The sequence below is a fragment of the Inquilinus limosus MP06 genome (genome assembly GCF_000767795.1).
GTDB lineage: Bacteria > Pseudomonadota > Alphaproteobacteria > DSM-16000 > Inquilinaceae > Inquilinus > Inquilinus limosus_E.
In genome coordinates this window covers 1-22,399 of sequence record NZ_JANX01000004.1, presented here as the reverse complement: position 1 = coordinate 22,399, position 22,399 = coordinate 1, and the positions used below count along the sequence as shown (strand labels likewise).

General features: G+C 69.4%; 25 protein-coding genes. 12 read left to right on the top strand and 13 right to left on the bottom strand.

The features are described 5' to 3' along the window. Nucleotides 1–44: 44 nt before the first annotated feature. Both P409_RS01355 and P409_RS01350 read left to right on the top strand, forming a co-directional pair. Nucleotides 45–935 carry a hypothetical protein gene (locus P409_RS01355; RefSeq protein ID WP_034831030.1) on the top strand — a complete coding sequence of 297 codons (891 nt, stop codon included), beginning with the start codon at nucleotides 45–47 and terminating at the stop codon, nucleotides 933–935. A 16-nt stretch (nucleotides 936–951) separates the two neighbouring features. Continuing rightward, the gene (locus P409_RS01350) at nucleotides 952–1,860 is read left to right on the top strand and encodes a hypothetical protein (protein ID WP_034831028.1); all 909 of its coding nucleotides are present in this window, start codon (nucleotides 952–954) and stop codon (nucleotides 1,858–1,860) included. On the opposite strand, the gene P409_RS01345 is transcribed toward P409_RS01350, so the two are convergent. Both P409_RS01345 and P409_RS01340 read right to left on the bottom strand, forming a co-directional pair. Beyond that, a complete protein-coding gene (locus P409_RS01345; RefSeq protein WP_052119888.1) occupies nucleotides 1,861–2,880 on the bottom strand; it encodes a mitochondrial fission ELM1 family protein in 1,020 nt (339 codons plus the stop codon). A 154-nt stretch (nucleotides 2,881–3,034) separates the two neighbouring features. Further along, nucleotides 3,035–3,757, bottom strand: coding sequence for a glycosyltransferase (locus P409_RS01340; protein WP_202964515.1), 723 nt, complete (start codon nucleotides 3,755–3,757; stop codon nucleotides 3,035–3,037). Between the two features lie 262 nt (nucleotides 3,758–4,019). Here P409_RS01340 and P409_RS01335 point away from each other — a divergent pair, with 262 nt between their 5' ends. The 4 genes from P409_RS01335 to mak all read left to right on the top strand — a co-directional run bounded on the left by P409_RS01335 (nucleotide 4,020) and on the right by mak (nucleotide 8,599). Further along, nucleotides 4,020–4,958 (top strand): lysophospholipid acyltransferase family protein, encoded by a 939-nt coding sequence (locus P409_RS01335; RefSeq protein ID WP_161790318.1) that lies wholly within the window; start codon nucleotides 4,020–4,022, stop codon nucleotides 4,956–4,958. Between the two features lie 87 nt (nucleotides 4,959–5,045). Beyond that, the gene (gene thrS / locus P409_RS01330) at nucleotides 5,046–7,061 is read left to right on the top strand and encodes a threonine--tRNA ligase (RefSeq protein ID WP_081991100.1); all 2,016 of its coding nucleotides are present in this window, start codon (nucleotides 5,046–5,048) and stop codon (nucleotides 7,059–7,061) included. Further along, nucleotides 7,054–7,590: a translation initiation factor IF-3 gene (gene infC, locus P409_RS01325; protein WP_179221722.1), complete on the top strand. Its 537-nt coding sequence runs from the start codon at nucleotides 7,054–7,056 to the stop codon at nucleotides 7,588–7,590. The genes thrS and infC overlap by 8 nt, the downstream gene beginning before the upstream one ends. 103 nt (nucleotides 7,591–7,693) lie before the next feature. Further along, nucleotides 7,694–8,599 (top strand): fructokinase, encoded by a 906-nt coding sequence (gene mak, locus P409_RS01320; RefSeq protein ID WP_034831022.1) that lies wholly within the window; start codon nucleotides 7,694–7,696, stop codon nucleotides 8,597–8,599. Between the two features lie 147 nt (nucleotides 8,600–8,746). Here mak and P409_RS01315 read toward each other — a convergent pair whose 3' ends face one another. Next, a complete protein-coding gene (locus P409_RS01315; protein ID WP_034831020.1) occupies nucleotides 8,747–9,223 on the bottom strand; it encodes a Rid family hydrolase in 477 nt (158 codons plus the stop codon). Between the two features lie 207 nt (nucleotides 9,224–9,430). Between P409_RS01315 and P409_RS01310 the strand changes: the two genes are divergently transcribed. Further along, the gene (locus tag P409_RS01310; protein ID WP_052119886.1) at nucleotides 9,431–10,201 is read left to right on the top strand and encodes an adenylate/guanylate cyclase domain-containing protein; all 771 of its coding nucleotides are present in this window, start codon (nucleotides 9,431–9,433) and stop codon (nucleotides 10,199–10,201) included. A 17-nt stretch (nucleotides 10,202–10,218) separates the two neighbouring features. Here the strand turns inward: P409_RS01310 and P409_RS01305 are convergent, their stop codons facing one another. The 4 genes from P409_RS01305 to amaB all read right to left on the bottom strand — a co-directional run bounded on the left by P409_RS01305 (nucleotide 10,219) and on the right by amaB (nucleotide 14,837). Continuing rightward, a complete protein-coding gene (locus P409_RS01305) occupies nucleotides 10,219–11,013 on the bottom strand; it encodes an ABC transporter ATP-binding protein (RefSeq protein ID WP_034831017.1) in 795 nt (264 codons plus the stop codon). Nucleotide 11,014: 1 nt separating this feature from the next. Then, nucleotides 11,015–11,935 carry an ABC transporter permease gene (locus P409_RS01300; protein WP_034831016.1) on the bottom strand — a complete coding sequence of 307 codons (921 nt, stop codon included), beginning with the start codon at nucleotides 11,933–11,935 and terminating at the stop codon, nucleotides 11,015–11,017. Nucleotides 11,936–12,085: 150 nt separating this feature from the next. After that, nucleotides 12,086–13,051: an ABC transporter substrate-binding protein gene (locus tag P409_RS01295; RefSeq protein WP_034831013.1), complete on the bottom strand. Its 966-nt coding sequence runs from the start codon at nucleotides 13,049–13,051 to the stop codon at nucleotides 12,086–12,088. Nucleotides 13,052–13,334: 283 nt separating this feature from the next. Then, entirely contained in the window at nucleotides 13,335–14,837 is a 1,503-nt protein-coding gene (gene amaB, locus P409_RS01290) for an L-piperidine-6-carboxylate dehydrogenase (RefSeq protein WP_034831011.1), read from the bottom strand. 190 nt (nucleotides 14,838–15,027) lie between these two features. Between amaB and P409_RS01285 the strand changes: the two genes are divergently transcribed. The 3 genes from P409_RS01285 (at nucleotide 15,028) to P409_RS01275 (ending at nucleotide 17,153) form a co-directional block, all read left to right on the top strand. After that, a complete protein-coding gene (locus tag P409_RS01285; protein WP_081991098.1) occupies nucleotides 15,028–15,726 on the top strand; it encodes an iron-containing redox enzyme family protein in 699 nt (232 codons plus the stop codon). Nucleotides 15,727–15,834: 108 nt separating this feature from the next. Next, complete coding sequence (locus P409_RS01280; protein WP_034831009.1) at nucleotides 15,835–16,272, top strand: VOC family protein; 438 nt, start codon at nucleotides 15,835–15,837, stop codon at nucleotides 16,270–16,272. 71 nt (nucleotides 16,273–16,343) lie between these two features. Further along, entirely contained in the window at nucleotides 16,344–17,153 is an 810-nt protein-coding gene (locus tag P409_RS01275; RefSeq protein ID WP_034831007.1) for a class I SAM-dependent methyltransferase, read from the top strand. Between the two features lie 115 nt (nucleotides 17,154–17,268). Here the strand turns inward: P409_RS01275 and minE are convergent, their stop codons facing one another. The 6 genes from minE to P409_RS01245 all read right to left on the bottom strand — a co-directional run bounded on the left by minE (nucleotide 17,269) and on the right by P409_RS01245 (nucleotide 21,089). Beyond that, nucleotides 17,269–17,547 carry a cell division topological specificity factor MinE gene (gene minE, locus P409_RS01270; protein WP_034831005.1) on the bottom strand — a complete coding sequence of 93 codons (279 nt, stop codon included), beginning with the start codon at nucleotides 17,545–17,547 and terminating at the stop codon, nucleotides 17,269–17,271. After that, nucleotides 17,544–18,359 carry a septum site-determining protein MinD gene (minD, locus tag P409_RS01265; RefSeq protein ID WP_034831004.1) on the bottom strand — a complete coding sequence of 272 codons (816 nt, stop codon included), beginning with the start codon at nucleotides 18,357–18,359 and terminating at the stop codon, nucleotides 17,544–17,546. The genes minE and minD overlap by 4 nt, the downstream gene beginning before the upstream one ends. Before the next feature lie 23 nt (nucleotides 18,360–18,382). After that, a complete protein-coding gene (minC, locus tag P409_RS01260; RefSeq protein WP_034831003.1) occupies nucleotides 18,383–19,096 on the bottom strand; it encodes a septum site-determining protein MinC in 714 nt (237 codons plus the stop codon). 294 nt (nucleotides 19,097–19,390) lie between these two features. Continuing rightward, nucleotides 19,391–20,092, bottom strand: a complete 702-nt coding sequence (locus tag P409_RS01255; protein WP_034830999.1) for an RluA family pseudouridine synthase — start codon at nucleotides 20,090–20,092, stop codon at nucleotides 19,391–19,393. 113 nt (nucleotides 20,093–20,205) lie between these two features. Beyond that, on the bottom strand, nucleotides 20,206–20,427 hold the full coding sequence (locus tag P409_RS01250) for a hypothetical protein (protein ID WP_034830998.1): 222 nt from the start codon (nucleotides 20,425–20,427) through the stop codon (nucleotides 20,206–20,208). Nucleotides 20,428–20,504: 77 nt separating this feature from the next. Further along, nucleotides 20,505–21,089 (bottom strand): histidine phosphatase family protein, encoded by a 585-nt coding sequence (locus P409_RS01245; RefSeq protein ID WP_034830997.1) that lies wholly within the window; start codon nucleotides 21,087–21,089, stop codon nucleotides 20,505–20,507. Between the two features lie 112 nt (nucleotides 21,090–21,201). Between P409_RS01245 and P409_RS01240 the strand changes: the two genes are divergently transcribed. Further along, nucleotides 21,202–22,080 (top strand): polyphosphate kinase 2 family protein, encoded by an 879-nt coding sequence (locus P409_RS01240; RefSeq protein ID WP_034830996.1) that lies wholly within the window; start codon nucleotides 21,202–21,204, stop codon nucleotides 22,078–22,080. A gap of 6 nt (nucleotides 22,081–22,086) precedes the next feature. After that, a partial coding sequence (locus tag P409_RS01235) for an FAD-dependent oxidoreductase (protein ID WP_034830995.1) occupies nucleotides 22,087–22,399 on the top strand: 313 nt, incomplete at its 3' end.

Here is a 22,399-nt window from a genome sequence, read left to right as displayed (position 1 = left end):
TTGTCGGATACCGACAGCCAAGATGACAATCCGGTAAAGTCGGCGTGACGCCTCGCTTCTTCGTCTATCTGCCACAGGGCGACCGCAAGCCGTGGCGTGAGTGCATCGCCGCCTGCGAGCGCTTCGGGCCGACCGCGACCGAGCGTCCGGAGCGGTTCGAACCCGGAGATGTCCTGGTCACCTGGTCGCCCTTCCGGCTGTCCAAGCGCTGGGCGGCGTATCGCGACGTGCGGGCGGCCGGCGGGCGGGCGGTGATCCTGGAGAATGGCTGGCTGTCGCCGCCGGGCGGCGTCCGCCACTTCCAGTTCGCACTCGACGGCTGGAACGGCACCGGCCGCTTCCCCGAGGGCGGGCCGTCGCGCTGGGCGTCCTGGGGTGTGCCGCTGCAGGACTGGCAGCGGCAGGGTGAGCATGTCCTGGTGTTGGGGCAGAAGGCGCAGTCGATCGGCGATGCCCGGCGCATGCCGCCGGGATGGGCGCAGAGCCTGCGGCTGCCGACCCGGCGGCCGGTGCTGCGCCGCATGCCGGGGGCGGCGCGCCCGCTGGAGGACGATCTGCGCGGCGCCTGGTGCACCGTGACCTGGACCAGCACGGCAGCGATCAAGGGGCTCGTCGCCGGCATCCCGGCCTTCCATTGCGGCCCGAACACGCTGTGCCCGGAGCTGTCCAAGCCCGGCCTGGATGTCGAGGCGCCGATCTACCCCGACCGCCAGCCGGTGTTCGAGCGCCTGGCGTGGTGCCAGTGGAGCGCCGCCGAGATCGCAACGGGCGAACCGCTGGCGAGGCTGCTGGACCTGCCGCATGACGGCACTCCGGTGACGCTGCCGGAGCCCGAGGCGGTCCGTCCGCACTTCACGCTGCTCGGCAGGGTCCGCGACCTCGCCCTCCGCCTGCCCGGGGGCCATCCGGTCCGCCGGCGGCTCGGCATGTCCTGAACCGGGGGGCGGCCGTATGCGCATCTTCATCGTCCTTGGCGATCCGCCGTCTCCCAGGCAGATCAACGTCAAGCCCTATGAGGAGGTGGCGGCCGGCGCGCGGCGGCTCGGCCCGGTCACGATCGGCATGCCCGACCGCGACGCCGGGCCGGACGACGTGCTGATCTGCTGGTCGCCCTTCCTGGGCACCGACCGCCTGGCGGCGCTGCGCACGATCAAGGCGGCCGGCGGCCGGGCGATCGTGATGGAGAATGGCTGGCTGTCGCCGATCGGCCCGTGGCGCTTCTTCCAGGTGGCGCTGGACGGCTGGAACGGCGAGGGGCGGTTCCCCGCCGGCGGCCCGGAGCGATGGCGCGGCTGGGACGTGCCGATGCAGGACTGGAATCGCGGGGGCGACCATGTCCTGGTCATCGGCCAGAAGCTGAAGGGGGCGGAGCAGGATTTCCGGCGCATGCCGGAAGGCTGGGACTACAGCCTGACGCTGCCGACCCGGCGCCCGGTGCTGCGGCGGACGCGCAAGACGACGGTGCCGCTGGCGGACCAGCTGCGCGGCGCCTGGTGCACCGTGACCTGGACCAGCACCGCCGCGATCAAGGGGCTGATCGCCGGCGTGCCGGCCTTCTATTGCGGCCCGACCCTGATCTGCCACGAGCTGTGCCGGCGCGGCACCGATGTCGACCGGCCGGCCTATCCGGAGCGCGAACCGGTGTTCGAACGCCTGGCCTGGTGCCAGTGGACGGCGGAGGAGATCGCAACCGGCGAGCCCTTCGCCCGGCTGCTCGACCTGCCGCACGACCGGGTGCCGGTGGCGATCGCCGAGCCCTTCACCCTGCCGGCGGCGGTGACGCCGCGCGGCATGCTGCGCGAGCAGCTGGATCATGCGCGCCGGCGCTGGCGCCGCCGTGTGGCCCGCTGGAGGGGCTGATCAGGGACGCCGCGTCCGGGCGGCCAGTCGGTCGCGAATGATCCCGGCGATGCGGCCGGCCTCGTCCAGCGGCGTGTAGGCATAGGGCTCGATCGTGCCGGCGAAGGGCCGGGTGACGGCGAGCGTCTCCTGCATGTCCCGATGGAAGCGATGGAACTTGTCGAGATAGGGGCCTGGTTTCTCGTCCAGGGGGATCGAGAACACCGGCAGACCGGTCGAGGCCGCCTCGCAGGTCATGGTGATCGAATCCACCGTCACCAGCACGGCATCGGCGATCGCCAGGTACTGGAAATAGGGGCTCTCCCCGGTCCGGTCCCAGACGAAGCCGCGGTCGCCGGCCAGCGCCTGCTGCAGCCGCGGCAGCACGGCGGGGTCGGAGCGGCGCGAGGTCGTGACCAGCAGGCTCCACCCCTCCGCCTGCAGCCCGCGGAGCTGGGCGATGATCGCGTCGATGCGCTCCGACGAATAGCCGTAACCGGGATTCGGCCCGCCGATCATCACCGCCGCGCGGCGGCCGGGCAGAGTGCCGAAGCGCTGCTCCGCCGCGGCGCGATGGCTGGCCACCGTCGCCGTGTCGACGCGATGCGGCGCGCCCACCATCGGCAGGACATCGTCGCGGCCGTCGAACTCCGGCCGCCAGTCGTGCCGGCCGACGAAGCACAGGTCGAACCGGTGGAAGCCGACGGTCGGGACCTGAAGATGCACCGTGAAGATCGACCCGCCGGAGCGGCGCGTCGCGGCCATCACCGCCGGCTCCGCCTGCCGGCCGCAGGAGATCGCGAGCTCCGGCCAGGGCGGCCGGATCCGGTTCAGATGGACATTGCGGATATGGGTCCAGCGGCGGTTCAGGCGCCGCGCCAGGCCGCGCCTGGCCGGGTCCGGCCGCTGCACCAGGCGCGTCTCGGCCGAGACGCCCAGCTTCTCGGCCACGCCGCGGCACTGGGCGATGGTGCCGGCCTTGCTTTCGCTGACGATCCAGCAGCGGATCGCGGAGATCGGGTCGGTCATCGCCGCGCGCACCGGAGCGGTCCGAGAGACCGTTTGGAAACGGGGTGGCGTGAGTCGGCTGGTGGTGGCTTCGAGAACCGGCGCGCAGCGGACATGATGTCCGTGAGCACCGGAAGCGGAGAAGCCGCGATCAGACGGCCGCGCCGGCCCGGTTCCAAATGGTCTCTCAGCCCCAATGCTCGGCGACCCAGGGGGTGGGCCGCACATGCTTCGACCAGCGCCCGGGCCAGTGTCCGCTGATCGCGTATTCGGGCTTCGGATCGCCGTGGAACACCACGATGCGGGATCCCTCCGGCCGGCGCGGGGTCATGAACCAGTTGAACAGGCCGAGGGGACCGCCGGGCATGCAGTGCTTCTTGAAGCTCACGCACCAGGCCTCGGGCCACCAGGTGATCTCGCCGATATGGTCGGAGACATAGGTCTGCGAGTTGCGGTACCGGGCGAAGATCTGGCGGTGGTTGGCGACCAGGTTGTCCAGCACGTCTTGATGCGCCCCGATGTCGAAGCGGTACACCGAGGTGTTGCCGACGCGGCGGTCCGGGTGGGTCCAGTTGTGGATCACGCAGAACCGGCCGGGATGGTCGAAGAACGGGTCCAGGCTGTCGACGATGACGATGTCGAGGTCGAGGAACAGCGTCGGCCCCTCGAGGTCGCCGAGCGGCTGGCCGAACAGCGTCACCTTGCGCCAGGGCAGGTTGCAGTGCGGCTCCGGCACCGGCAGCACCGGCATCGGGAAATGCTCGACATCGGGGTCGAGGCCGGTCGGGTCGTCGGTGAAGCAGACAAAGCGGTGCGGCCGCGCCAGGTTGCGGCTGACCATCGCCTTCAGCCGGTTGACGTATTCGGGGCCGTATTTCGGGCCCCATTTGGCGCAGATGACGTTGACCATCGGGAGCGTATTTCCGTTGCTTGTCAGCCGAGTTAGCATGCAGGTCCGGTCCGGCTCAAGCGACCTGCCGCCGCGCCCGGCGGGCCGGCCTCCCGCGCATGGCTGATCCTCGGGTCTGCCTTGAACTTGCCTTTGTCCGGCAACATTCCCAATTTCCGCGTAGAGCAATTCCCGATTCCCCGATTTCCTGCTGATGAGCGGACTGCGCGACAGACTGAAACAACTGCGGAAGGCATGGCCGCGCCTGGTGCGGAGCTATGTCGTGCATCCGCTGCAGGCGGCGCTGGCCTACACCGCCTACGGCGTGCTGCGCTGCGTGCCGATCGACATCGCCTCGGACATCGGGTCCTGGGTGGCGCGCACCATCGGCATGCGCATCGGCGCCACCCGGCACGGCGATCGCAACCTGCAGTTGGTGATGCCGGAGCTGACGGCGAAGGAACGGCGCAGGATCCTCACCGGGATGTGGGACAATCTCGGCCGGGTGCTCGGCGAGTATCCGCATCTGCGGTCGCTCGCCCGGCGGGAGACGCGCCGGGCCGACCGGATCACCGTCGACGGGATCGAGAACTACGAGGCGGCGCGGGCCGACGGCCGGCCGGTGATCATGGCGCTGGCCCATTTCGGCAACTGGGAGGCCGGCCCGATCGTCGCCACCCGCCATGGCGCGCCGCTGACCATCTTCGTGCGGCCGCTGAACAACCGTCTGGTCGACCGCCTGGTCCGCGGCGTGCGCCTGTCGCTGGGCACCGGCCTCCTGGAAAAGCGGATGGCCGGCAACGACGCCCGCCGCGCCCTCGGCCTGCTGCGCAATGGCGGCGTGCTGGGCGTGATGGTCGACCAGCGCTATACCGGCGGCTTGAAGGTGCCGTTCATCGGCCAGGACGCGCTGACCTCGCCGGCCGCGGTCGAGATGGCCTACCACTTCAACTGCGCGCTGCTGCCGATGCGGGTCGAGCGCACCCGCGGCGCCCGCTATCGCGCGGTGATCGACCCGCCGCTCGACATCCCCCGCACCGGCGACCGCAAGGCCGATGTGGAGGAGGGGGTGATCCGGCTGAACCGCGTGGTCGAGGCCTGGATCCGCGCCCGGCCCGAGCAGTGGCTGTGGCTGCACAAGCGCTGGCGCCTGACGCCGAAGCGGCCGATCAAGCCGCCGCGGGTGATGCGCCAGGCGTCGCCGCCGTCGCAGGCGGCATGAGAGCGCCGTTGCCCGGGCCGCTTGACAGGCTATCCCTGCCCCTTACAGTGCCTCGCCCTCTCCGGACGACTGAACGTGGATAGAAACATGGCCGAGGTGTCGAGCCCTGGCGGCATCGCCATCACCCTGCCCGACGGCGCGGTCCGCCGCTTCGACCGCCCGATGACGGGCGCCGACATCGCCGGCGACATCTCCAAGAGCCTGGCCAAGGCGGCGATCGCCATGACCGTCGACGGCAAGCTCAAGGACCTGTCGACCGTGGTCGACCGCGATGCCAAGGTCGGCATCGTCACCCGCAGCTCGCCCGAGGCGCTGGAGCTGATCCGGCACGACGCCGCGCATGTCATGGCCGAGGCGGTGCAGGAGCTGTATCCCGGCACCCAGGTCACGATCGGCCCGGCGATCGAGAACGGCTTCTACTACGACTTCGCCCGCGACGAGCCGTTCACGCCCGACGATCTGGAGAAGATCGAGGCGAAGATGCGCCAGATCATCGCTCGCAACGCCGCCTTCACCCGCGAGGAGTGGGACCGGACCGAGGCGATCGAGTTCTTCAAGGCCAAGGGCGAGAAGTACAAGGCCGAGATCATCCAGGACCTGCCGGAGAGCGAGACCATCTCGGTCTACCGCCAGGGCGACTGGCTGGATTTGTGCCGCGGCCCGCACATGCCGACGACCGGCGGGGTGGGGCAGGGCTTCAAGCTGATGAAGGTGGCCGGTGCCTACTGGCGCGGCGACCACCGCAACGCCATGCTGCAGCGGATCTACGGCACCGCCTGGCGCGACCAGAAGGAGCTGGACGCCTATCTGCACCAGCTGGCGGAGGCGGAGCGCCGCGACCACCGCAAGCTGGGCCGCGAGATGGACCTGTTCCATCTGCAGGAGGAGGCGGCCGGCAGCGTGTTCTGGCATCCGAAGGGCTGGACCCTGTACCGGACGCTGGAGAACTACATCCGCGAGAAGCTGGCCCGCGCCGACTATGTCGAGGTGAAGACGCCGCAGCTGGTCGATTCCAGCCTGTTCAAGGCGTCCGGCCACTGGGACATGTATGGCGACAACATGTTCAAGGTAGCGATCGGCCAGAAGGAGGACGGCTCGCCCGAGCGCCTGGCCGGCATCAAGCCGATGAACTGTCCCTGCCATGTGCAGATCTTCAACCAGGGCATCGTCAGCTACCGCGACCTGCCGATCCGCATGGCGGAGTTCGGCAGCTGCCACCGCAACGAGCCGTCTGGCGCGCTGCACGGGCTGATGCGGGTGCGCGCCTTCACCCAGGACGACGCCCATATCTTCTGCACCGAGGAGCAGTCGGTGTCGGAGGCGGCGCGCTACATCGCCCTGCAATACGAGGTCTATCGCGATCTCGGCTTCCCGGACGTGGCGGTGAAGCTGGCGCTGCGCCCCGACGTGCGCGCCGGGTCGGACCAGCAGTGGGACATCGCCGAGCAGGCGCTGCGCGACGCGCTGATCGCGGCCGCGCTGGAGTTCGAGGAGCTGCCGGGCGAAGGCGCCTTCTACGGCCCGAAGATCGAGTTCCACCTGACCGACGCGATCGGCCGGACCTGGCAGTGCGGCACGCTGCAGTTCGACTCCGTGCTGCCGGAGCGGCTGGACGCCACCTATGTCGGCGAGGACGGGGCCAAGCACCGGCCGGTGATGCTGCACCGGGCGATCCTCGGGTCGCTGGAGCGCTTCATCGCCATCCTGATCGAGAACTATGCCGGCAAGCTGCCGCTGTGGCTGGCGCCGGTGCAGGCGGTGGTCACGACCATCACCAGCGAGGCCGACGGCTACGCGCAGGAGGTGTACGCCGCCCTGCGGCAGGCCGGGATCCGGGCCGAGATCGACCTGCGCAACGAGAAGATCAACTACAAGGTGCGCGAGCACAGCCTGACCAAGGTGCCGCTCATGCTCGTGGTCGGGAAGCGCGAGGCCGAGAGTCGCAGCGTCGCCCTGCGCCGGCTGGGCGGCGAGGCGCAGGAAGTCCTTGCCCTTGGCGAGGCGCTTCATAAACTTGTGGAAGAGGCGCGATCACCGTTGACATCCGCGAAGGGGGAGGTGCAGACGGGGTCGCAGCAATTAACGGAGGCTATCCATAGCTAGACTACCTGCAAATGCCCTGCCGACCCGCGACGGGCCGAGGGTGAACCGCGAGATCGATACGGCACAGGTCCGGCTGGTCGGTGCGGATGGCGAGATGATCGGGGTCGTGCCGCTGCGCGAGGCGCTGTGGGCTGCCGAACAGGCCGGGCTCGACCTGGTCGAGATCTCGCCGAACGCCGTGCCGCCGGTCTGCAAGATTCTCGATTACGGCAAGTTCAAATTCGAAGCGCAGAAGAAGAAGAACGAGGCGCGAAAGCGTCAAAAGGTCATCGATGTCAAGGAGATCAAGCTCCGGCCGAACATCGACGACAATGACTATAACGTGAAGATGCGCAGCGCGCGGCGCTTTCTCGAGGAGGGCGACAAGGTCAAGGTGACCATGCGCTTCCGCGGGCGCGAGCTGGCGCACCAGGAAATCGGCATGAACGTGCTGGTCAAGGTTCGGGACGAGCTGCAGGACCTGTCGAAGGTCGAGCAGATGCCGAAGATGGAAGGCCGGCAGATGATCATGGTGCTCGCGGCGAAGTAGCCGCGGGCACGCATGAGGCCTGTATGGGTCCTGCAGCCTGGCGTGCGGGACTTTTTTCGTGACTGGACGGCCCTCGGGGGCCTGAAGACGGGCGGAGGCGGCTATGCGGATCGGCATCGATCTCGGGGGCACGAAGATCGAGGCGATCGCCTTGGACGATGCCGGGACGGAGCTGCATCGCCAGCGCATCCCGACGCCGCGCCACTATGAAGGCACGGTCCAGGCGATCCGCGACCTCGTCGGCGCGGTCGAGTCCGCCGTTGGCGAGCGCGGCACGGTCGGCGTCGGCATGCCCGGCGTGCTGTCGCCGCAGACCGGCTTGGTCAAGAACGCCAACTCCACCTGGCTGATCGGCAAGCCCTTCGACAAGGATCTCAGCGCCGCCATGGGCCGCGAGGTACGCTGCGAGAACGACGCCAACTGCCTGGCGGTGTCCGAGGCGACCGACGGCGCCGCGGCCGGCAAGGGCGTGGTCTTCGCCGTCATCATCGGCACCGGTACCGGCGCCGGCATCGCCGTCAACGGCCGCGCCCATCGCGGCGGCAACGGCCTGGGCGGCGAATGGGGCCATAACCAGCTGCCCTGGGCCACGCCGGACGAGCTGCCGGGCCCGGACTGCTATTGCGGCAAGCAGGGCTGCCTGGAGACCTGGATCTCCGGCACCGGCTTCGGCAAGGACCATATCCGGGTGACCGGCCAGGAGATCTCTACCCATGAGGTGGTGAAGCGGGCCGAGGCCGGCGACCCGGACTCCGCGGCCACGGTGGAGCGCTACATCAGCCGGCTGACCCGCGGCCTGGCGCACGTCATCAACCTGCTCGACCCCGACGCCATCGTGCTGGGCGGCGGCATGTCGAATGTCGCCCGCCTCTATGACGAAGTGCCGAAGCGCCTGCCGCCGATCGTGTTCGGCCGGGAATGCGCCACGCCGATCCTGAAGGCGAAGCACGGCGACAGCAGCGGCGTCCGCGGCGCCGCCTGGCTGTGGCGGCAGGGCGAGACCGGCTGACCGTTAGAGCAGGATGAGATTGCGTCAGCTCGCCCGGTCGCAATAAGGCGCTGACGCGTTGCCTCTCCCGCTTGCGGGAGAGGCAACGCGAAAGACGTTCGGCATCCTGCCGGATCCCGCTGTGACCGGATCTCGATTCATCCTGCTCTAAAGGCCGCTTTGTGCCGTCAGCGGCGCGAAGGCGGTCGCCCTGATCTCGACCAGCCCGCCCTCCGGGTTCAGCTCCGCCACCGCCAGCTCAACCGCGGCGGGATAAGGGGCCGGGAAGAACTCGTCCCGCACCGCCGCGATCGCCGCCAGCTGTCCGGCCTTGTCCAAGGCCAGCCGGTCGCTGCCGAGCACATGGAACATCTGCAGCTCCACCACGTCCTCGAGCCGCGCGTCGCAGGCATGCAGCAGTTCTTCGATCTGCCGGAAGACGCGGCGCAGCTCCGTGCGAAAGCCCTCCGCGTCCAGGGGGTGCGGCTGCCGGCTGCAGGCGACGATCCCCGACAGGAAGACGAAGTCCCCGGCCCGGCGCGCCGGCGCGTAGTGGAACTGGTCGACATCGGCCTGCAGCCCGGCCGGGATCGCCACCTTGCCGGTGCGGGTTGCGATACTGCGGATATCCGCCTGGAGATCCATCGGTGAGTCCTGTTTTGTAATCTTTGATACAGAATTTCTGTCAAGGGCCGTGCCGTCGGTCAAGCGATTTGTGGAGTGACGATTACAGAATTCGTGACGGCTCGGCAGGTTCTCGGCATAGGTTTATGTTCATGAAATGTTCATGGAGGGCTCGCGGCGTGGCCCGTGGTGCTGTATGATCCGCCCCTGACTCGCCGCGAGAGACCCATGTCCCAGCCGGAACGCCGCCTGACCGCCATCCTCTGCGCCGATGTCGTCGGCTATTCGCGGCTGGTCGGGCGTGACGAGACCGGCACGCTGGCGCGGTTGGACCAGGCCCGCGACATCCTGCGGACGGTGACGGAGGGGCAGGGCGGGCGCGTCTTCAATCTCGCCGGCGACGGGCTGCTGGCGGAGTTCCCCAGCGCGCTGGCCGCGGTGCAGGCCGCGATCTCGGCCCAGGACCGGCTCGGCGTCTGGGCCTCGGACCAGCCCGAGGACGACCGCATGCGGCTGCGCATCGGCGTCAATCTGGGCGATGTGGTGGTCAATGGCGGCGACCTGTTGGGCGACGGCGTCAATGTCGCGGCCCGGCTGCAGGCGCTGGCCCAGCCCGGCGGCATCTGCCTCTCCGGCGCCGTCTACGACCAGGTGCGCGGCCGGATCGAGATCGGCTTTGCCGATCTCGGCCCCCAGGCGATGAAGAACATGGCCGACCCGGTGCGGGTCTATGCCCTGCGCGTCGGGCCGGACGCCCATCGCGTGGAGGCGATGGCGCCTGCCCCGGTACCGAGATCCGGGCATGGGGTCTTCGACCAGCTGCGCCGCCGCCTCCTGGGCGCGCTGGTCGTGGTCGCCGTGCTGCTGGTCATCAACCTGATGACCAATCCCCGCGACCTCTGGGTGCAGTGGCCGGGGCTGGGGCTCGGCATCGCCGCGCTCCTGCCGCTGATCCGCCGCCTGCTCTGGGGCCGGCCGCTGGACGCCGAGGGCAAGTAGCCGGCTTCGGAGGCCGCTCAGGCCAGCAGCAGGCTGTCGTCATCCAGCTGCTCGCCGCGGACCTTGCTGAACAACTTCAGCAGGTCGGGGACGTCCAGCCCCTTGCGCGCGTCGCCGGCGACGTCGAAGGCCACCTGGCCCTCATGCAGCATCACCGTGCGGGTGCCGTGGTCGAGGGCATGGCGCATCGAATGGGTGACCATCAGCGCCGTCAGCTTCTGTTCCTCGATGATCCGACAGGTCAGCTGCAGCACGAAATCCGCGGTGCGGGGGTCGAGCGCGGCGGTGTGCTCGTCCAGCAGCAGGATCTTCATGCCGGTCAGCGTCGCCATCAGCAGGCTGACCGCCTGGCGCTGGCCGCCGGACAGCAGACCCATCGAATCGCCCAGCCGGTTCTCCAGCCCCAGCCCCAGCACCGCCAGCTTGTCGCGGAACACGGCGCGGCGCGGCCCGTCGATCGACGGGGCGAAGCCGCGCGACCGGCCACGGGCATAGGCCAGCGCCATGTTCTCCTCGATCGACAGCCCCTCGCAGGTGCCGGCCATCGGGTCCTGGAACACGCGGGCGACCAGGCCGGCGCGCTTGGGCGACGGCCAGCGGGTGACGTCGGTGCCGTCGATCTCGACCCGGCCGCGCTCGGGGCTGGCGTCGCCGCTCAGCACGTTCAGCAGGGTCGACTTGCCGGCGCCGTTCGAGCCGATGACGGTGACGAATTCCCCGACCGGAATGGACAGGGTGAGGCCGCGCAGGGCCTTGTTCTCCAGCGGCGTGCCGCGGCCGAAGGTGACATGGGCGTCCTGGACCGAGATCATCTCAGGCGCTCCGCCGGAACAGGGATTTCAGGGGGTTGCGCATGCCCGGCAACATCAGGGCGATGCCGACCAGCAGCGCGGTCACCAGGTTGAGGTCGGAGGATTGCAGCCCGAGCCAGTTGGTGTTCAGCGCCAGGGCGATGACGATGCGGTAGATCACGGCGCCCAGCACGCAGGCGGCGAGCATGACCACGATCCTGCGGGTGCGGATCATGGTCTCGCCGAGGATCACGGCGGCGAGGCCGACCACGATGGTGCCGGTGCCGACGGTCACGTCGGCGAAGCCGGCGGTCTGGGCGAAGAGGGCGCCGGCCAGCGCCACCAGCGCGTTCGACAGCGCCATGCCGACATAGATGTGCAGCTTGGTCGAGATGCCCTGCGCCCGCGCCATTCGCGCATTGGCGCCGGTGGCGCGCATGGCCAGGCCGAACTCCGAGGTCAGGAAGCGGCCGAGGGCCAGCCCGACGATCACGACGATGATCGCCAGCACCACCACCTTCAGCGTCGCCCGCGCCGGCAGGCCGGTGCTCTCGATCGCCGGGGTCAGCCAGGTGAACAGGTTGATCACCGTGTCCTGGTTGATCAGGGCGACGTTCGGCTTGCCCATGATCCGCAGGTTGATCGAGAACAGCGCGATCATGGTCAGGATGCTGGCCAGCAGGTGCAGGATGCCGAAGCGGACGTTGAGCCAGGCGGTGACGAGACCGGCCAGGGCACCCGCCGCGACCCCGACCAGGGTCGCCAGCACCGGGTCCAGGCCGGCGACGATCAGGGTGGCGGTGGTGGCGGCGCCGAGCGGGAAGCTGCCGTCGACGGTCAGATCGGGAAAGTTCAGGACCCGGAAGGACAGGAACACCCCGAGCGCGACAAGGGCAAAGATCAGCCCGATTTCGATCGCGCCGAGAAAGGCGATCAGACTCATCAACACATCCTGCGGGGCGGCCGGAGGCCGCGAACACGAGAAGGCCCCGGTATACGGGCTGCGGCCGGATCTGTCATGTCCGGACGGCCCGATCGGGGCGGAGAAGCGGAAACCCCCTCTCCCGAGGACGGGAGAGGGGGTTCGGGACGCTTACTTGATCACCTTCTTGGCGCGGCTCAGCACCGCCTCGGGGATGGTGACACCCATCGCCGCGGCCGATTTGGTGTTCACGAACAGGTCGGTGCCGCTGGCGTTCTTGACCGCGATGTCGCCCGGCTTCTCGCCCTTCAGGATGCGGGCCACGACCGCGCCGGTCTGGCGGCCGACCTCGAAATAATCGAAGCCGACCGAGGCAATGGCGCCGCGGGAGACGCTGTCGGTATCGCCGGAGAAGACCGGGATCTTGTTCTCGGTGCCGACCTGGACCACCGCCTCGAGCGCCGAGACGACGGTGTTGTCGGTCGGGACGTAGATCACGTCGACCTTGCCAACCAGGCTCTGCGCCGCGCCCTGGACATCGGCCGACTTCGCCGCCGCGGCGGTGACAATGTCGACCTTCCACTCCGGCGCCATCTCTTGCAGCGCCGCGATCAGCGCCGCCGCGTTGGCCTCGCCCGGATTGTAAGGCACGCCGATGGTTTTCACCTTCGGCACGATCTCCTTGATCAGGTTCAGGTGGTCGGCCAGCGGCGACAGGTCGGAGATGCCGGTGACGTTGCCGCCCGGATGGTCGAGGTTCTTGACCAGCTGTGCGCCCGCCGGGTCGGTGACGGCGGTGAAGACGACCGGGATGTCCTGGGTCGCCGCGACCACGGCCTGGGCCGAGGGGGTGGCGATCGGCACGATCACATTCGGGTTCTCGCCGATGAACTTCTGGGCGATCTGGGCGGCGGTGGCCGGGTTGCCCTGCGCCGATTCCCACTGGAAGACGAGGTTGTCGCCATCCTTGTAGCCGGCTTCCTCCAGCGCCTTCTTGACGCCGTCGCGGGCGGCGTCCAGCGCCGGATGCTCGACGATCTGGGTGACCGCGACGGTCACCTTGTCGGCGGCGACGGCCGCCGAGGACAGCAGCGCCAGCGCCGCGCCCGCAACCAGTGCCAAACGGCTGATATGCATGAGGAACCCCCCGTGTTTGTCTCCCCGGCTGACGTCGCCGGGCGTCTGCTGCGCATTAGCGCAGGCGGCCGGGGACCCGTCAAGGAACCGCCGCCCGCCTGCCTTTTGTCGGATTTTTAAGACCGGCATAGGACGTCTGGAACAACAGCTGAACCCACCATTGTCATGCCCGGGCTTGACCCGGGCATCCAGAGAGCGTCGAGACCTTCTGGATTGCCGGGTCAAGCCCGGCAATGACAACCAGGGATTGGCCTGCTTTCAGTGTTGATCCGAGAGCGAAGCCTCAGCCGAGGTCGAAGACGATGCCCTGGGCCAGCGGCAGCTCGCGGCTGTAGTTCACCGTCGCGGTCTGCCGGCGCATATAGGCCTTCCAGGCGTCGGAGCCGCTCTCGCGCCCGCCGCCCGTCTCCTTCTCGCCGCCGAAGGCGCCGCCGATCTCGGCGCCCGAGGTGCCGATGTTGACATTGGCGATACCGCAGTCGCTGCCCGCCGCCGACAGGAAGGTCTCGGCCTCGCGCATATCGGTGGTGAAGATGCAGGAGGACAGGCCCTGCGGCACGTCGTTGTGCTGCATCAGCGCCTGGCCGAACTCCCGGTACTTCATGACGTAGAGGATCGGCGCGAAGGTCTCGTGCTTGACGATGTCGCTCTGCGCCGGCATCTCGGCGATCGCCGGGCGGACATAGAAGCCGCCCTGCGGCACGTCCGAGGTCACCTGCTCGCCGCCGGTGACGGTGCCGCCCTGGTCGCGCGCGGCGGCCAGCGCCTTCTGCATGCCGTCGAACGACGCCTGGTCGATCAGCGGCCCGACCAGCGTGCCCTGCTCCAGCGGGCTGCCGATGCGCACGGCGCCATAGGCCTGCTTCAGCGCCGGGACCAGCTTGTCGTAGACGCTCTCATGCACGAACAGGCGGCGCAGCGTGGTGCAGCGCTGGCCGGCGGTGCCGACCGCGCCGAACAGGATGGCGCGCACAGCCATGTCGAGATCGGCCGACGGGCAGACGATCATGGCGTTGTTGCCGCCGAGCTCCAGCAGCGAGCGGCCGAGGCGCTGGGCGACGCGCGGCCCGACCTCGCGGCCCATCCGGGTCGACCCGGTGGCCGAGATCAGCGGCACCTTCGGGCTGTCGACCAGCGCCTCGCCGATGGCGCGCCCGCCGATCAGGATCTCGGCCAGGCCGTCCGGCACGCCGCCGAAGCGCTCGGCCGCCTTGCGGAAGATCGCCATCGTTGCCAGCGCCGTGACCGGCGTCTTCTCCGACGGCTTCCAGATCACCGGGTCGCCGCAGACGAAAGCCAGCGCCGCGTTCCAGGACCACACGGCGACCGGGAAGTTGAAGGCGGAGATGACGCCGACGGGGCCCAGCGGGTGCCAGGTCTCGGCCATGCGGTGGCCGGGGCGCTCCGAGGCGATAGTCAGGCCGTAGAGCTGGCGCGAGAGACCGACCGCGAAGTCGCAGATGTCGATCATCTCCTGCACCTCGCCCAGGCCTTCCTGCAGGATCTTGCCGGCCTCGATCGAGACCAGCCGCCCCAGCTCGGCCTTGTGGGCGCGCAGCTCCTCGCCGAACAGGCGCACCAGCTCGCCGCGGCGCGGGCCGGGCACGGTGCGCCAGTTGAGGAAGGCGTTGGACGCGCGCTCGATCGCGACGGCGGCATCGGCCTCGGTATTCTCGTGCAGGCGGGCGATCTCGGTGCCGTCGACCGGCGACCGGACGACCAGCGTGCCGCCGGTCAGGGCGTCGGGATCGAGCCCGAGGCTGCGGATGAGATCGTGCAGCTCCATGAAACACAACTCCGGAGAACTTGGAGCGCCGAAGGCGCTGATGGGCGGCATTCGTATCGTTGCGCGGTCCGCGGGGCAAGCGTAGTGGCAAAGGGTGAGGGTTGTGGGTCGTGCCACCAAAAATGGTATTGCTTCGAATATAAAATAGTGTTTATGGTTTGTTCGTATCTCAAAAGTGGTGGTGAGGACGATGGGCGCGGCATTCCTCGAAGCGCTTCACGCCGAAGCTGTGGCCATGGTCGCGGCGGTGCGGCAGACCCGCAGCGCCCGCAGCCTGCTCGATGGGTCGGCCGGGATCGCGACCTATGCCAACATGTTGCGCGAGGCCTATCACTACCAGCACGCGCTGCAGCCGACGCTGGCCCTGGCGGCGGAGCGGATGCTGGATCACGGCCGGCACATGCCGCTGGCGCTGCTGCTGCAGGAGAAGGCGCGGGAGGTGGCGGGTCTGGACCTGCGGGTGCTGGACGATCTCGAGGCGCTGGGCTTCAGCCGGGCCGACGTTGCGACCTCGATGCCGGCGCCGCCGACCCAGGCCTGGATCGCCTGGTTCCGGTTCCTCGGCCGCAGCGACCATCCTGCCGGCTTCCTGGGCGTCGCCTATCTGCTCGAATATCTCGCCGCCACCTGCGCGGGGACGGCGGTGGACGGGCTGCAGCGCACGGCGCGGATCGCCGGCATCCGCCGGGCGCTCGGTTTCCTGCGCAACCGGGTCGAGGCGCGGGAGGGCCATGTGCGGACGCTCGCGGCGGCGCTGCCTTCGCTCGATGACCCGGCGGAGATCGATGCGATCCTGACCTCGGCTCGGACGACCCGGATGCTCTATGCCGGCATGCTCCGCGCCGTCGACGGCATGTCGGCGATGCCGGCGCGCCGCGTGGCGGACTGACCCGTGATCGGCCATGGCTTCCGGCGCTCGGATGCTGCCCGTTTCCGCATCGGCTCCGCCGCGGCAAGATACATTGTCGCTGCCGTGCTGAGGGAGGAGGGGCGGGGGATGGCCATCACCGCAAGGGGCATGACGCCGCTGCTGCAGGTTCACGACATGCCGCAGTCGCTGGCCTTCTACCGGGAGGTGCTGGGCTTCGCGATCATCGACGCCTCGCCCGTGGTGGAGGCGCCGGAGGGGCGGTTCTCGCATTGGGTGTGGCTGGCGCTCGGGCCGGCCCAGCTGATGCTGAACACCGCCTATGACGACGGGCAGCGCCCGGCCGCGCGGATCGCGGCCCGGCAGCGCTGGCACGGCGATACCTGCCTCTACATCGGCGTCGATGATGTCGATGCCGTTCACCGGGACCTCCGGTCGAGGCTGCCGGGGCTGGAGCCGCCGGCCGAGACCCCTTACGGCATGCGGCAGCTCCATCTCCGCGACCCGGACGGATATGGCCTGTGCTTCCAGGCGCCGGTCCGGGAGAAGGGCGGCCCTGGCGTGTGACCCCGGCCTGTCCGCCCGCTGCACCGTCTGGTAGAAACCGCCCCGCAGAGGATCGGGAAGGGGAGGAACCGATGCATGAGGGCGTAGCACTCAACCGGGCCCTATGGAACGAGCGGGTGGCGACGCATCTCCGCTCGGCCTTCTACAATGTCGACGGCTTCCGCCGCGGCGAGACCGATCTGGGGCCGATCGAGGCGGCGGAGATCGGCGACATCGCCGGCCTGCGCGTCGCCCATCTGCAATGCCATTTCGGCATGGACACGATGTATCTCGCCCGCCGCGGCGCCCAGGTCACCGGCCTCGATTTCGCCGCCGACGCCATCGCCGCGGCGCGGATGCTGGCGGCCGAGACCGGCAGCAGCGCCACCTTCGTCGAAGGCGACGTCCTCGAGGCGCCGCGCCTGCTCGGCGAGGGCCTCTACGACCTCGTCTTCACCAGCTGGGGCACGATCATCTGGCTGCCCGACATCGTGCGGTGGGCCCAGGCGGTGGCGGCGCTGCTGAAGCCGGGCGGGCGGCTCTACTTCCTCGACGACCACCCGATGACCCGGGCGCTGGACCAGGCCGGCCCGACGGCGCCGATCGTCCCGACCTATGGCTATTTCGGCGGCGCGCCGGTCGAATCGGATGCGCAGGGCAGCTACGCCGACCGCGACGCCGTCTTCACCCACACCCGCTCGGTGGAATGGAGCCATCCGCTCGGCGCCATCATCGGTGCGCTGACGGCGGCCGGACTGCGGCTGACGGCCTTGCGCGAGCATGACGCCGCGGCCTGGCAGATGTGGCCCTGCCTGGTGCAGGGGTCTGACGGTCTGTGGCGGATGCCGACGGACCGGCCGAGCCTGCCGCTCAGCCTCACCATCGAAGCAGTGAAGGGCTGATGCGCGCCGTCGCGGCTGCGTGGGAGGGAAACCGGCCGGATCGGCTGAGCCGTGGCCGGAGCGGTGTCTCACCGGGGCCTTCCGCATTGCCCCTTCTGGGTGAGACCGGCGGCGCTCAGCCCCGCGCCGCGATCCGGGCCGGGCCCGAGGGGGTCGGGATCTCGATGTCGACTTCGAGAGTCGACACGGAATCGCCGCGGTCGAGCTTGACCTGCACCTTCTCGCGGTCGACCGCGATGTGCTTGGCGATCACCGCCAGGATCTCCTCCTGCAGCGTCGCCACCAGGTCGGAGCGTCCGCCGATCACCGACCGCTCATGGGCCAGCAGGATCTGCAGCCGCTCCCGCGCCACCGGGGCGGAGTTGCGCTTGGTGAAGAAGCTGAACAGGCTCATGCAACCCTCCGGCCGAACAGCTTGGCGAAGATGCCCTTCTTGTCGCTGGGCACCGACATCTCGACCGTCTCGCCCCGCAGGCGTTTGACCGCGTCGAAATAGGCCCGGGCCGGGGCGCTCTGCGGCGCGTTCAGCGTGACCGGTGCGCCCATGTTCGAGGCCCGCAGCACCTCCTCGCTCTCGGGGATGATGCCGAGCAGCGGGATCGACAGGATCTCCAGCACGTCCTCGGTCTTCAGCATCTCGCCGCGCTCGGCGCGGCCGGCGTCGTAGCGGGTCAGCAGCAGGTGCTTCTCGACGCGCTCGCCCTTCTCGGCGCGCTCGGTCTTCGAATCGAGCAGGCCGATGATGCGGTCGGAGTCACGGACGGAGGAGACCTCGGGGTTGGTCACCACCACCGCCATGTCGGCGTGGCGCATGGCCAGGACCGCACCCTTCTCGATGCCGGCCGGGCTGTCGCAGATCACCCAGTCGAACTTCTCCTTCAGCTCGCCGATGACGCGGGACACGCCCTCCATGGTCAGGGCGTCCTTGTCGCGGGTCTGCGACGCGGCCAGCAGCGACAGGGTGTCCACCCGCTTGTCGCGGATCAGCGCCTGCGGCAGCTTGGCGTCGCCCTGGACCACGTTGATCAGGTCGAACACCACGCGGCGCTCGGACCCCATCACCAGGTCGAGGTTGCGCAGGCCGACGTCGAAATCGACGACGACGACGTTCTGCCCGCTCTGGGCCAAGGCCGCGCCCAGCGCCGCGGTGGAGGTCGTCTTGCCGACCCCGCCCTTTCCGGATGTCACGACCAAGACCTTGGCCATATTCGCGTCTCTCCTCTAATGCCTCAGTCCAGGGCTGCCAGAACCATGGCGTCACCGTCGAGCCAAGCCTGCACCGCCCTGCCGCGCAGCTTCGGCTCCATGTCGTCCGCGGTCTTGTAGAGACCGTCGATGGCCAGCAGCTCGGCCTCGAGCTTGCGGCAGAAGATGCGGGCCCGGCCATTGCCGGTCGATCCCGCGATCGCCCGGCCGCGCAGCGTGCCGTACACATGGATCGACCCGCCGGCGATGATCTCGGCACCCGAGGCGACCGAGCCGACGACCGTCACGTCGCCTTCCGGGAAGATCACCGACTGGCCGGAGCGAACCGGCCGGTCCAGCAGCAGCGAGGCGGCGGGGCGCGACTCGGCCGCCGGCGCCGCCGCCTCGGCCCCGTCCGGCACCTCGATCATCCCGGCGGGGCGGCTGCCGGTCATCATCGGCGGCAGGCCCCAGGCCTCGGAGCCGAGCCAGGACGGATCGGCGCCCTCGATCCCGATCAGGCGGATGTCGCGCCGCTGCAGGTCCTCGATCAGCGCCGTCAGATCCTGCTTGCGCATCGGCAGGGCCGACAGGTCGACCACCACAGGGCGGCCCTGGAAGAAGGCCGGCGAACGCTGGATCTGGGCGTCGAGTTCGGTGAGCCAGTCCGTGATCGGCGGTTCCGGCGCCAGGACGAGCGCCATGAAGGAACGACCACGGAAGCGGATAGCGGGGCGGGTGCGGGCTGCTGTTGTCACGGTCAGGGGCGTAGCCGGGCGCGATCCGGCCGTCAACACGGGGGTTCTCGACCATTGAACCCGGTTCGATCCGGATATGCAACAGGTTGTGGTTCCCAGGGGTATTCGCCGCCATGTGTTGTGTCCCAGCGGATCCTGTCGCGGCCGGTTTGCGGAGCTTTCGCCGTCTGTGCCCGACGGCCGGGGTCGTGGACCATGGACGGCCTGCGGCTCATGGCATGACGGCAAGCGAGACGGAGTGCGGGGCGACTCGGAGCCGGGCGCCGATGTGTCGGCCGCAACCGCAGCGGCGACTCAGCCGGCGGGCCTCGGATCGAATCGCCGCAGGGTCTCGGCGAGATGAGGTGGCGGCGGCGCCTCGGCGGTGACCGACGGCTTCCTCGGGTAGAGCGGCACCGACACGGCACGGGCATGCAGATGCAGCGACGGCGCCTCCGGCCCACGGCCGGCGGTGCCGTAGATCGCGTCGCCCAGGATCGGGAAGCCGGAGGCGGAGCAGTGCAGCCGCAGCTGGTGGGTGCGGCCGGTCAGCGGGCGCAACTCCAGCCAGGCCAGGCCATCGGCGCGGCCCAGCACGCGGAATTCGCTCTGCGCCGGCTGGCCGGCGGGATCGACCTTCATCCACCAGCCGCGCTGCGCCGACCGTTTGGCCATCGGCAGGTCGATGCGGCCCTCATCCGCGGCGGGGCCGCCCTCGACCACGGCCCAATAGGTCTTCGTTACCCGGCCGGAGGCGAACAGCTCGCCCAGTGTCGCCGTGGCCTTGCGGTGCCGGCCCAGCACCAGGCAGCCGCTGGTGTCCTTGTCCAGGCGATGGGCGAGGGCGGGCGGGTGCGGCAGGCCGAAGCGCAGCGCGTCGAGATGGTGGTCCAGCACCGGGCCGCCCTTCGGCCCGGCATGCACCGGCAGCCCGGCCGGCTTGTCGAGGATCAGCATCAGCCCGTCCCGGTACAGCAGGCGGGCCAGAATTTCATCATCGGTCGGGGTGGCGATCATTCCGGCGTCATCGCACCGGGGCGGCCGGAAGGCAACAACGGCCGGCGGTCGGGGCCAGCCCGCAGCAAACAGGCCCCTGCCGAGTGGGCGGCAGGGGCCGTTCGAATCATCGGTCAGCGGTGACGGGCGCGATACCAGTCATGGGCGATGCGGGCCTCGCAGCTGTTGCGCGCCTTGTGGGAATGGATATGGCCGCAGGCCGCCCGCTGCCGGTGCTGCAGCGTCTCGCGATGATGCCGGTGGCCGTCATAGGCCTGCGCCGAGGCGAAGGTCGCCGGCACGGCGACGATCACGGCGCTCGCGAGCAGGAGGGTGCGGGTAAACTTCGAAATCATTTGAGACCTTCAGCCGAAGTCATGCCTGGGTGGCATGAACACTTCACGGAAAGGATCTCGCGTTCCGTCGCGCCTGGTCACACCCCATCGATGCCGCGCCATCCATGCAGCAGCCGGCGGTCCTCGGCGGTAAAGGCGTAATAGTTGCCGCCATTGGTCACCGGCTGGTCGGCGTCGCGGCCGATGGAGCGTCCCTGCAGATGGCAGAGATACAGCGCCCCGACCCCACCATGCGAGACGACCGCGACGTCGCCCTCCGCCGGCGCCCGGCGCAGCACCTCCTCCATCGCCGCGACGATGCGGCGCTGAGCGTCGATCGCGCGCTCCCAGCCGCGCACGCTCTCCTGTGGCCGGGCAAAAAAGGCGTCGGCCATCGTTTCGAACTCGAGCTTAGGCAGATAACCTGTTGAGGAACGGTCGTTTTCGCCGAGATCCTCAAGCTTGGTGGCCGGCAGGCTCAGCGCCTCGGCCAGGATCTCCGCGCCGTCGACCGCCTTCCGCTCGTTGCTGCTGAACAGCGCTCGCACGCCGCCCATCCACGGCAGCCGGAAGGCCGCCCGCATGCGCTCGCGGCCGCGCGGCGACAGCGGCCAGTTCGGCACCGGCACGGCCGGGTCGATCAGCACGTCGGGATGGGTGATGAAATAGACATGCCGGGCCATGCGGTCCTCGTTCCGGAAGCTGCGGCATCATCTCCGATTTGCCAGACCGGCGAAATTCCTGCATCGATCGTGGTTGATCGACGCGTGGGGGCACCGACCGGGGAGGGGACAGATGGTCAAGCTGGGAAAGCTGGCGAAGCGGTATCGGATCGAGGATGGCGAGGGCTTCCGCCTGAAGGACTGGGATCCGGGCGACACCGCCTGGCTGGACGACAAGGTGGTGGCGCAGGAGGCGCTGGCCGACAGCGTCGCCAGGCTGGCGGAGATGCAGGACAAGCTCTACGCCCAGGACCACTGGTCGGTGCTGCTGATCTTCCAGGCCATGGACGCGGCCGGCAAGGACAGCACGATCAAGCATGTGATGTCCGGGATCAATCCGCAGGGCTGCCAGGTCACCGCCTTCAAGCAGCCCTCGGCGGGGGAGCTGGACCACGACTTCATGTGGCGCACCACCCGCCACCTGCCGGAGCGTGGGCGGATCGGCATCTTCAATCGCTCCTATTACGAGGAGGTGCTGGTCGTCCGGGTCCATTCCGGCGTGCTGGGCAACCAGCGCATCCCGCCGAAGCTGGTGACCAAGAAGATCTGGAAGGAGCGGTTCGAGGACATCAGTGCCTTCGAGCGCTACCTGGCCCGCAACGGCACGCTGATCCTGAAGTTCTTCCTGAACGTGTCGCGCGAGGAGCAGAAGAAGCGCTTCCTCGACCGGTTGAACGAGCCCGAGAAGCACTGGAAATTCCAGCCCTCCGACGTGGCGGAGCGGCAGCTGTGGCCCGACTACATGAAGGCCTATGAGGAGATGATCCGGGCGACCGCCGCGCCGCACGCGCCCTGGCACGTCATCCCCGCCGACAACAAGTGGTTCACCCGCCTGGCCGTGGCCGCCGCGGTGGTCGACGCCATGGACGGGCTGGACCTCGCCTACCCGAAGGTCGAGCCGGGGATCAGCGAGAAGCTGCAGGCCGCCCGCGCGGCGCTCGAGAACGAATAGCCGATCGTGGCCGGACCGCTGTCGATCGCCATCTGCGGCTGCGGTCCCGCCGGGCTGGCCGCCGCCTGCTTCCTGCGCGATGCCGGCCACCGGGTGCGGCTGCTGGAGCGTGTGCCGGAGCCGCGGCCGATCGGTGCCGGCCTGATGCTGCAGCCGGCGGGCCTGGCCGCGCTGGGCCGGATCGGCGCGCTCGACACCGCCCTGGGCTACGGCCAGCGCATCGACGGGCTGCACGCCCGGTCGCAGCCATCGGGCCGGGTGGTGTTCGATCTCAGCTACGCCGCGGTCGATCCGGCGCTGCACGGCCTGGCGATCCACC

What these genes read in the sequence shown, in the direction of transcription:
- P409_RS01350 (WP_034831028.1), top strand. Translation starts at nt 952, where the DNA reads ATGCGCATCTTCATCGTCCTTGGCGATCCGCCGTCTCCCAGGCAGATC.
- P409_RS01340 (WP_202964515.1), bottom strand. Translation starts at nt 3,757, where the DNA reads ATGGTCAACGTCATCTGCGCCAAATGGGGCCCGAAATACGGCCCCGAA.
- thrS (WP_081991100.1), top strand. Translation starts at nt 5,046, where the DNA reads ATGGCCGAGGTGTCGAGCCCTGGCGGCATCGCCATCACCCTGCCCGAC.
- mak (WP_034831022.1), top strand. Translation starts at nt 7,694, where the DNA reads ATGCGGATCGGCATCGATCTCGGGGGCACGAAGATCGAGGCGATCGCC.
- P409_RS01315 (WP_034831020.1), bottom strand. Translation starts at nt 9,223, where the DNA reads ATGGATCTCCAGGCGGATATCCGCAGTATCGCAACCCGCACCGGCAAG.
- P409_RS01310 (WP_052119886.1), top strand. Translation starts at nt 9,431, where the DNA reads ATGTCCCAGCCGGAACGCCGCCTGACCGCCATCCTCTGCGCCGATGTC.
- P409_RS01305 (WP_034831017.1), bottom strand. Translation starts at nt 11,013, where the DNA reads ATGATCTCGGTCCAGGACGCCCATGTCACCTTCGGCCGCGGCACGCCG.
- P409_RS01300 (WP_034831016.1), bottom strand. Translation starts at nt 11,935, where the DNA reads ATGAGTCTGATCGCCTTTCTCGGCGCGATCGAAATCGGGCTGATCTTT.
- P409_RS01295 (WP_034831013.1), bottom strand. Translation starts at nt 13,051, where the DNA reads ATGCATATCAGCCGTTTGGCACTGGTTGCGGGCGCGGCGCTGGCGCTG.
- amaB (WP_034831011.1), bottom strand. Translation starts at nt 14,837, where the DNA reads ATGGAGCTGCACGATCTCATCCGCAGCCTCGGGCTCGATCCCGACGCC.
- P409_RS01285 (WP_081991098.1), top strand. Translation starts at nt 15,028, where the DNA reads ATGGGCGCGGCATTCCTCGAAGCGCTTCACGCCGAAGCTGTGGCCATG.
- P409_RS01280 (WP_034831009.1), top strand. Translation starts at nt 15,835, where the DNA reads ATGGCCATCACCGCAAGGGGCATGACGCCGCTGCTGCAGGTTCACGAC.
- P409_RS01275 (WP_034831007.1), top strand. Translation starts at nt 16,344, where the DNA reads ATGCATGAGGGCGTAGCACTCAACCGGGCCCTATGGAACGAGCGGGTG.
- minE (WP_034831005.1), bottom strand. Translation starts at nt 17,547, where the DNA reads ATGAGCCTGTTCAGCTTCTTCACCAAGCGCAACTCCGCCCCGGTGGCG.
- minD (WP_034831004.1), bottom strand. Translation starts at nt 18,359, where the DNA reads ATGGCCAAGGTCTTGGTCGTGACATCCGGAAAGGGCGGGGTCGGCAAG.
- P409_RS01255 (WP_034830999.1), bottom strand. Translation starts at nt 20,092, where the DNA reads ATGATCGCCACCCCGACCGATGATGAAATTCTGGCCCGCCTGCTGTAC.
- P409_RS01250 (WP_034830998.1), bottom strand. Translation starts at nt 20,427, where the DNA reads ATGATTTCGAAGTTTACCCGCACCCTCCTGCTCGCGAGCGCCGTGATC.
- P409_RS01245 (WP_034830997.1), bottom strand. Translation starts at nt 21,089, where the DNA reads ATGGCCCGGCATGTCTATTTCATCACCCATCCCGACGTGCTGATCGAC.
- P409_RS01240 (WP_034830996.1), top strand. Translation starts at nt 21,202, where the DNA reads ATGGTCAAGCTGGGAAAGCTGGCGAAGCGGTATCGGATCGAGGATGGC.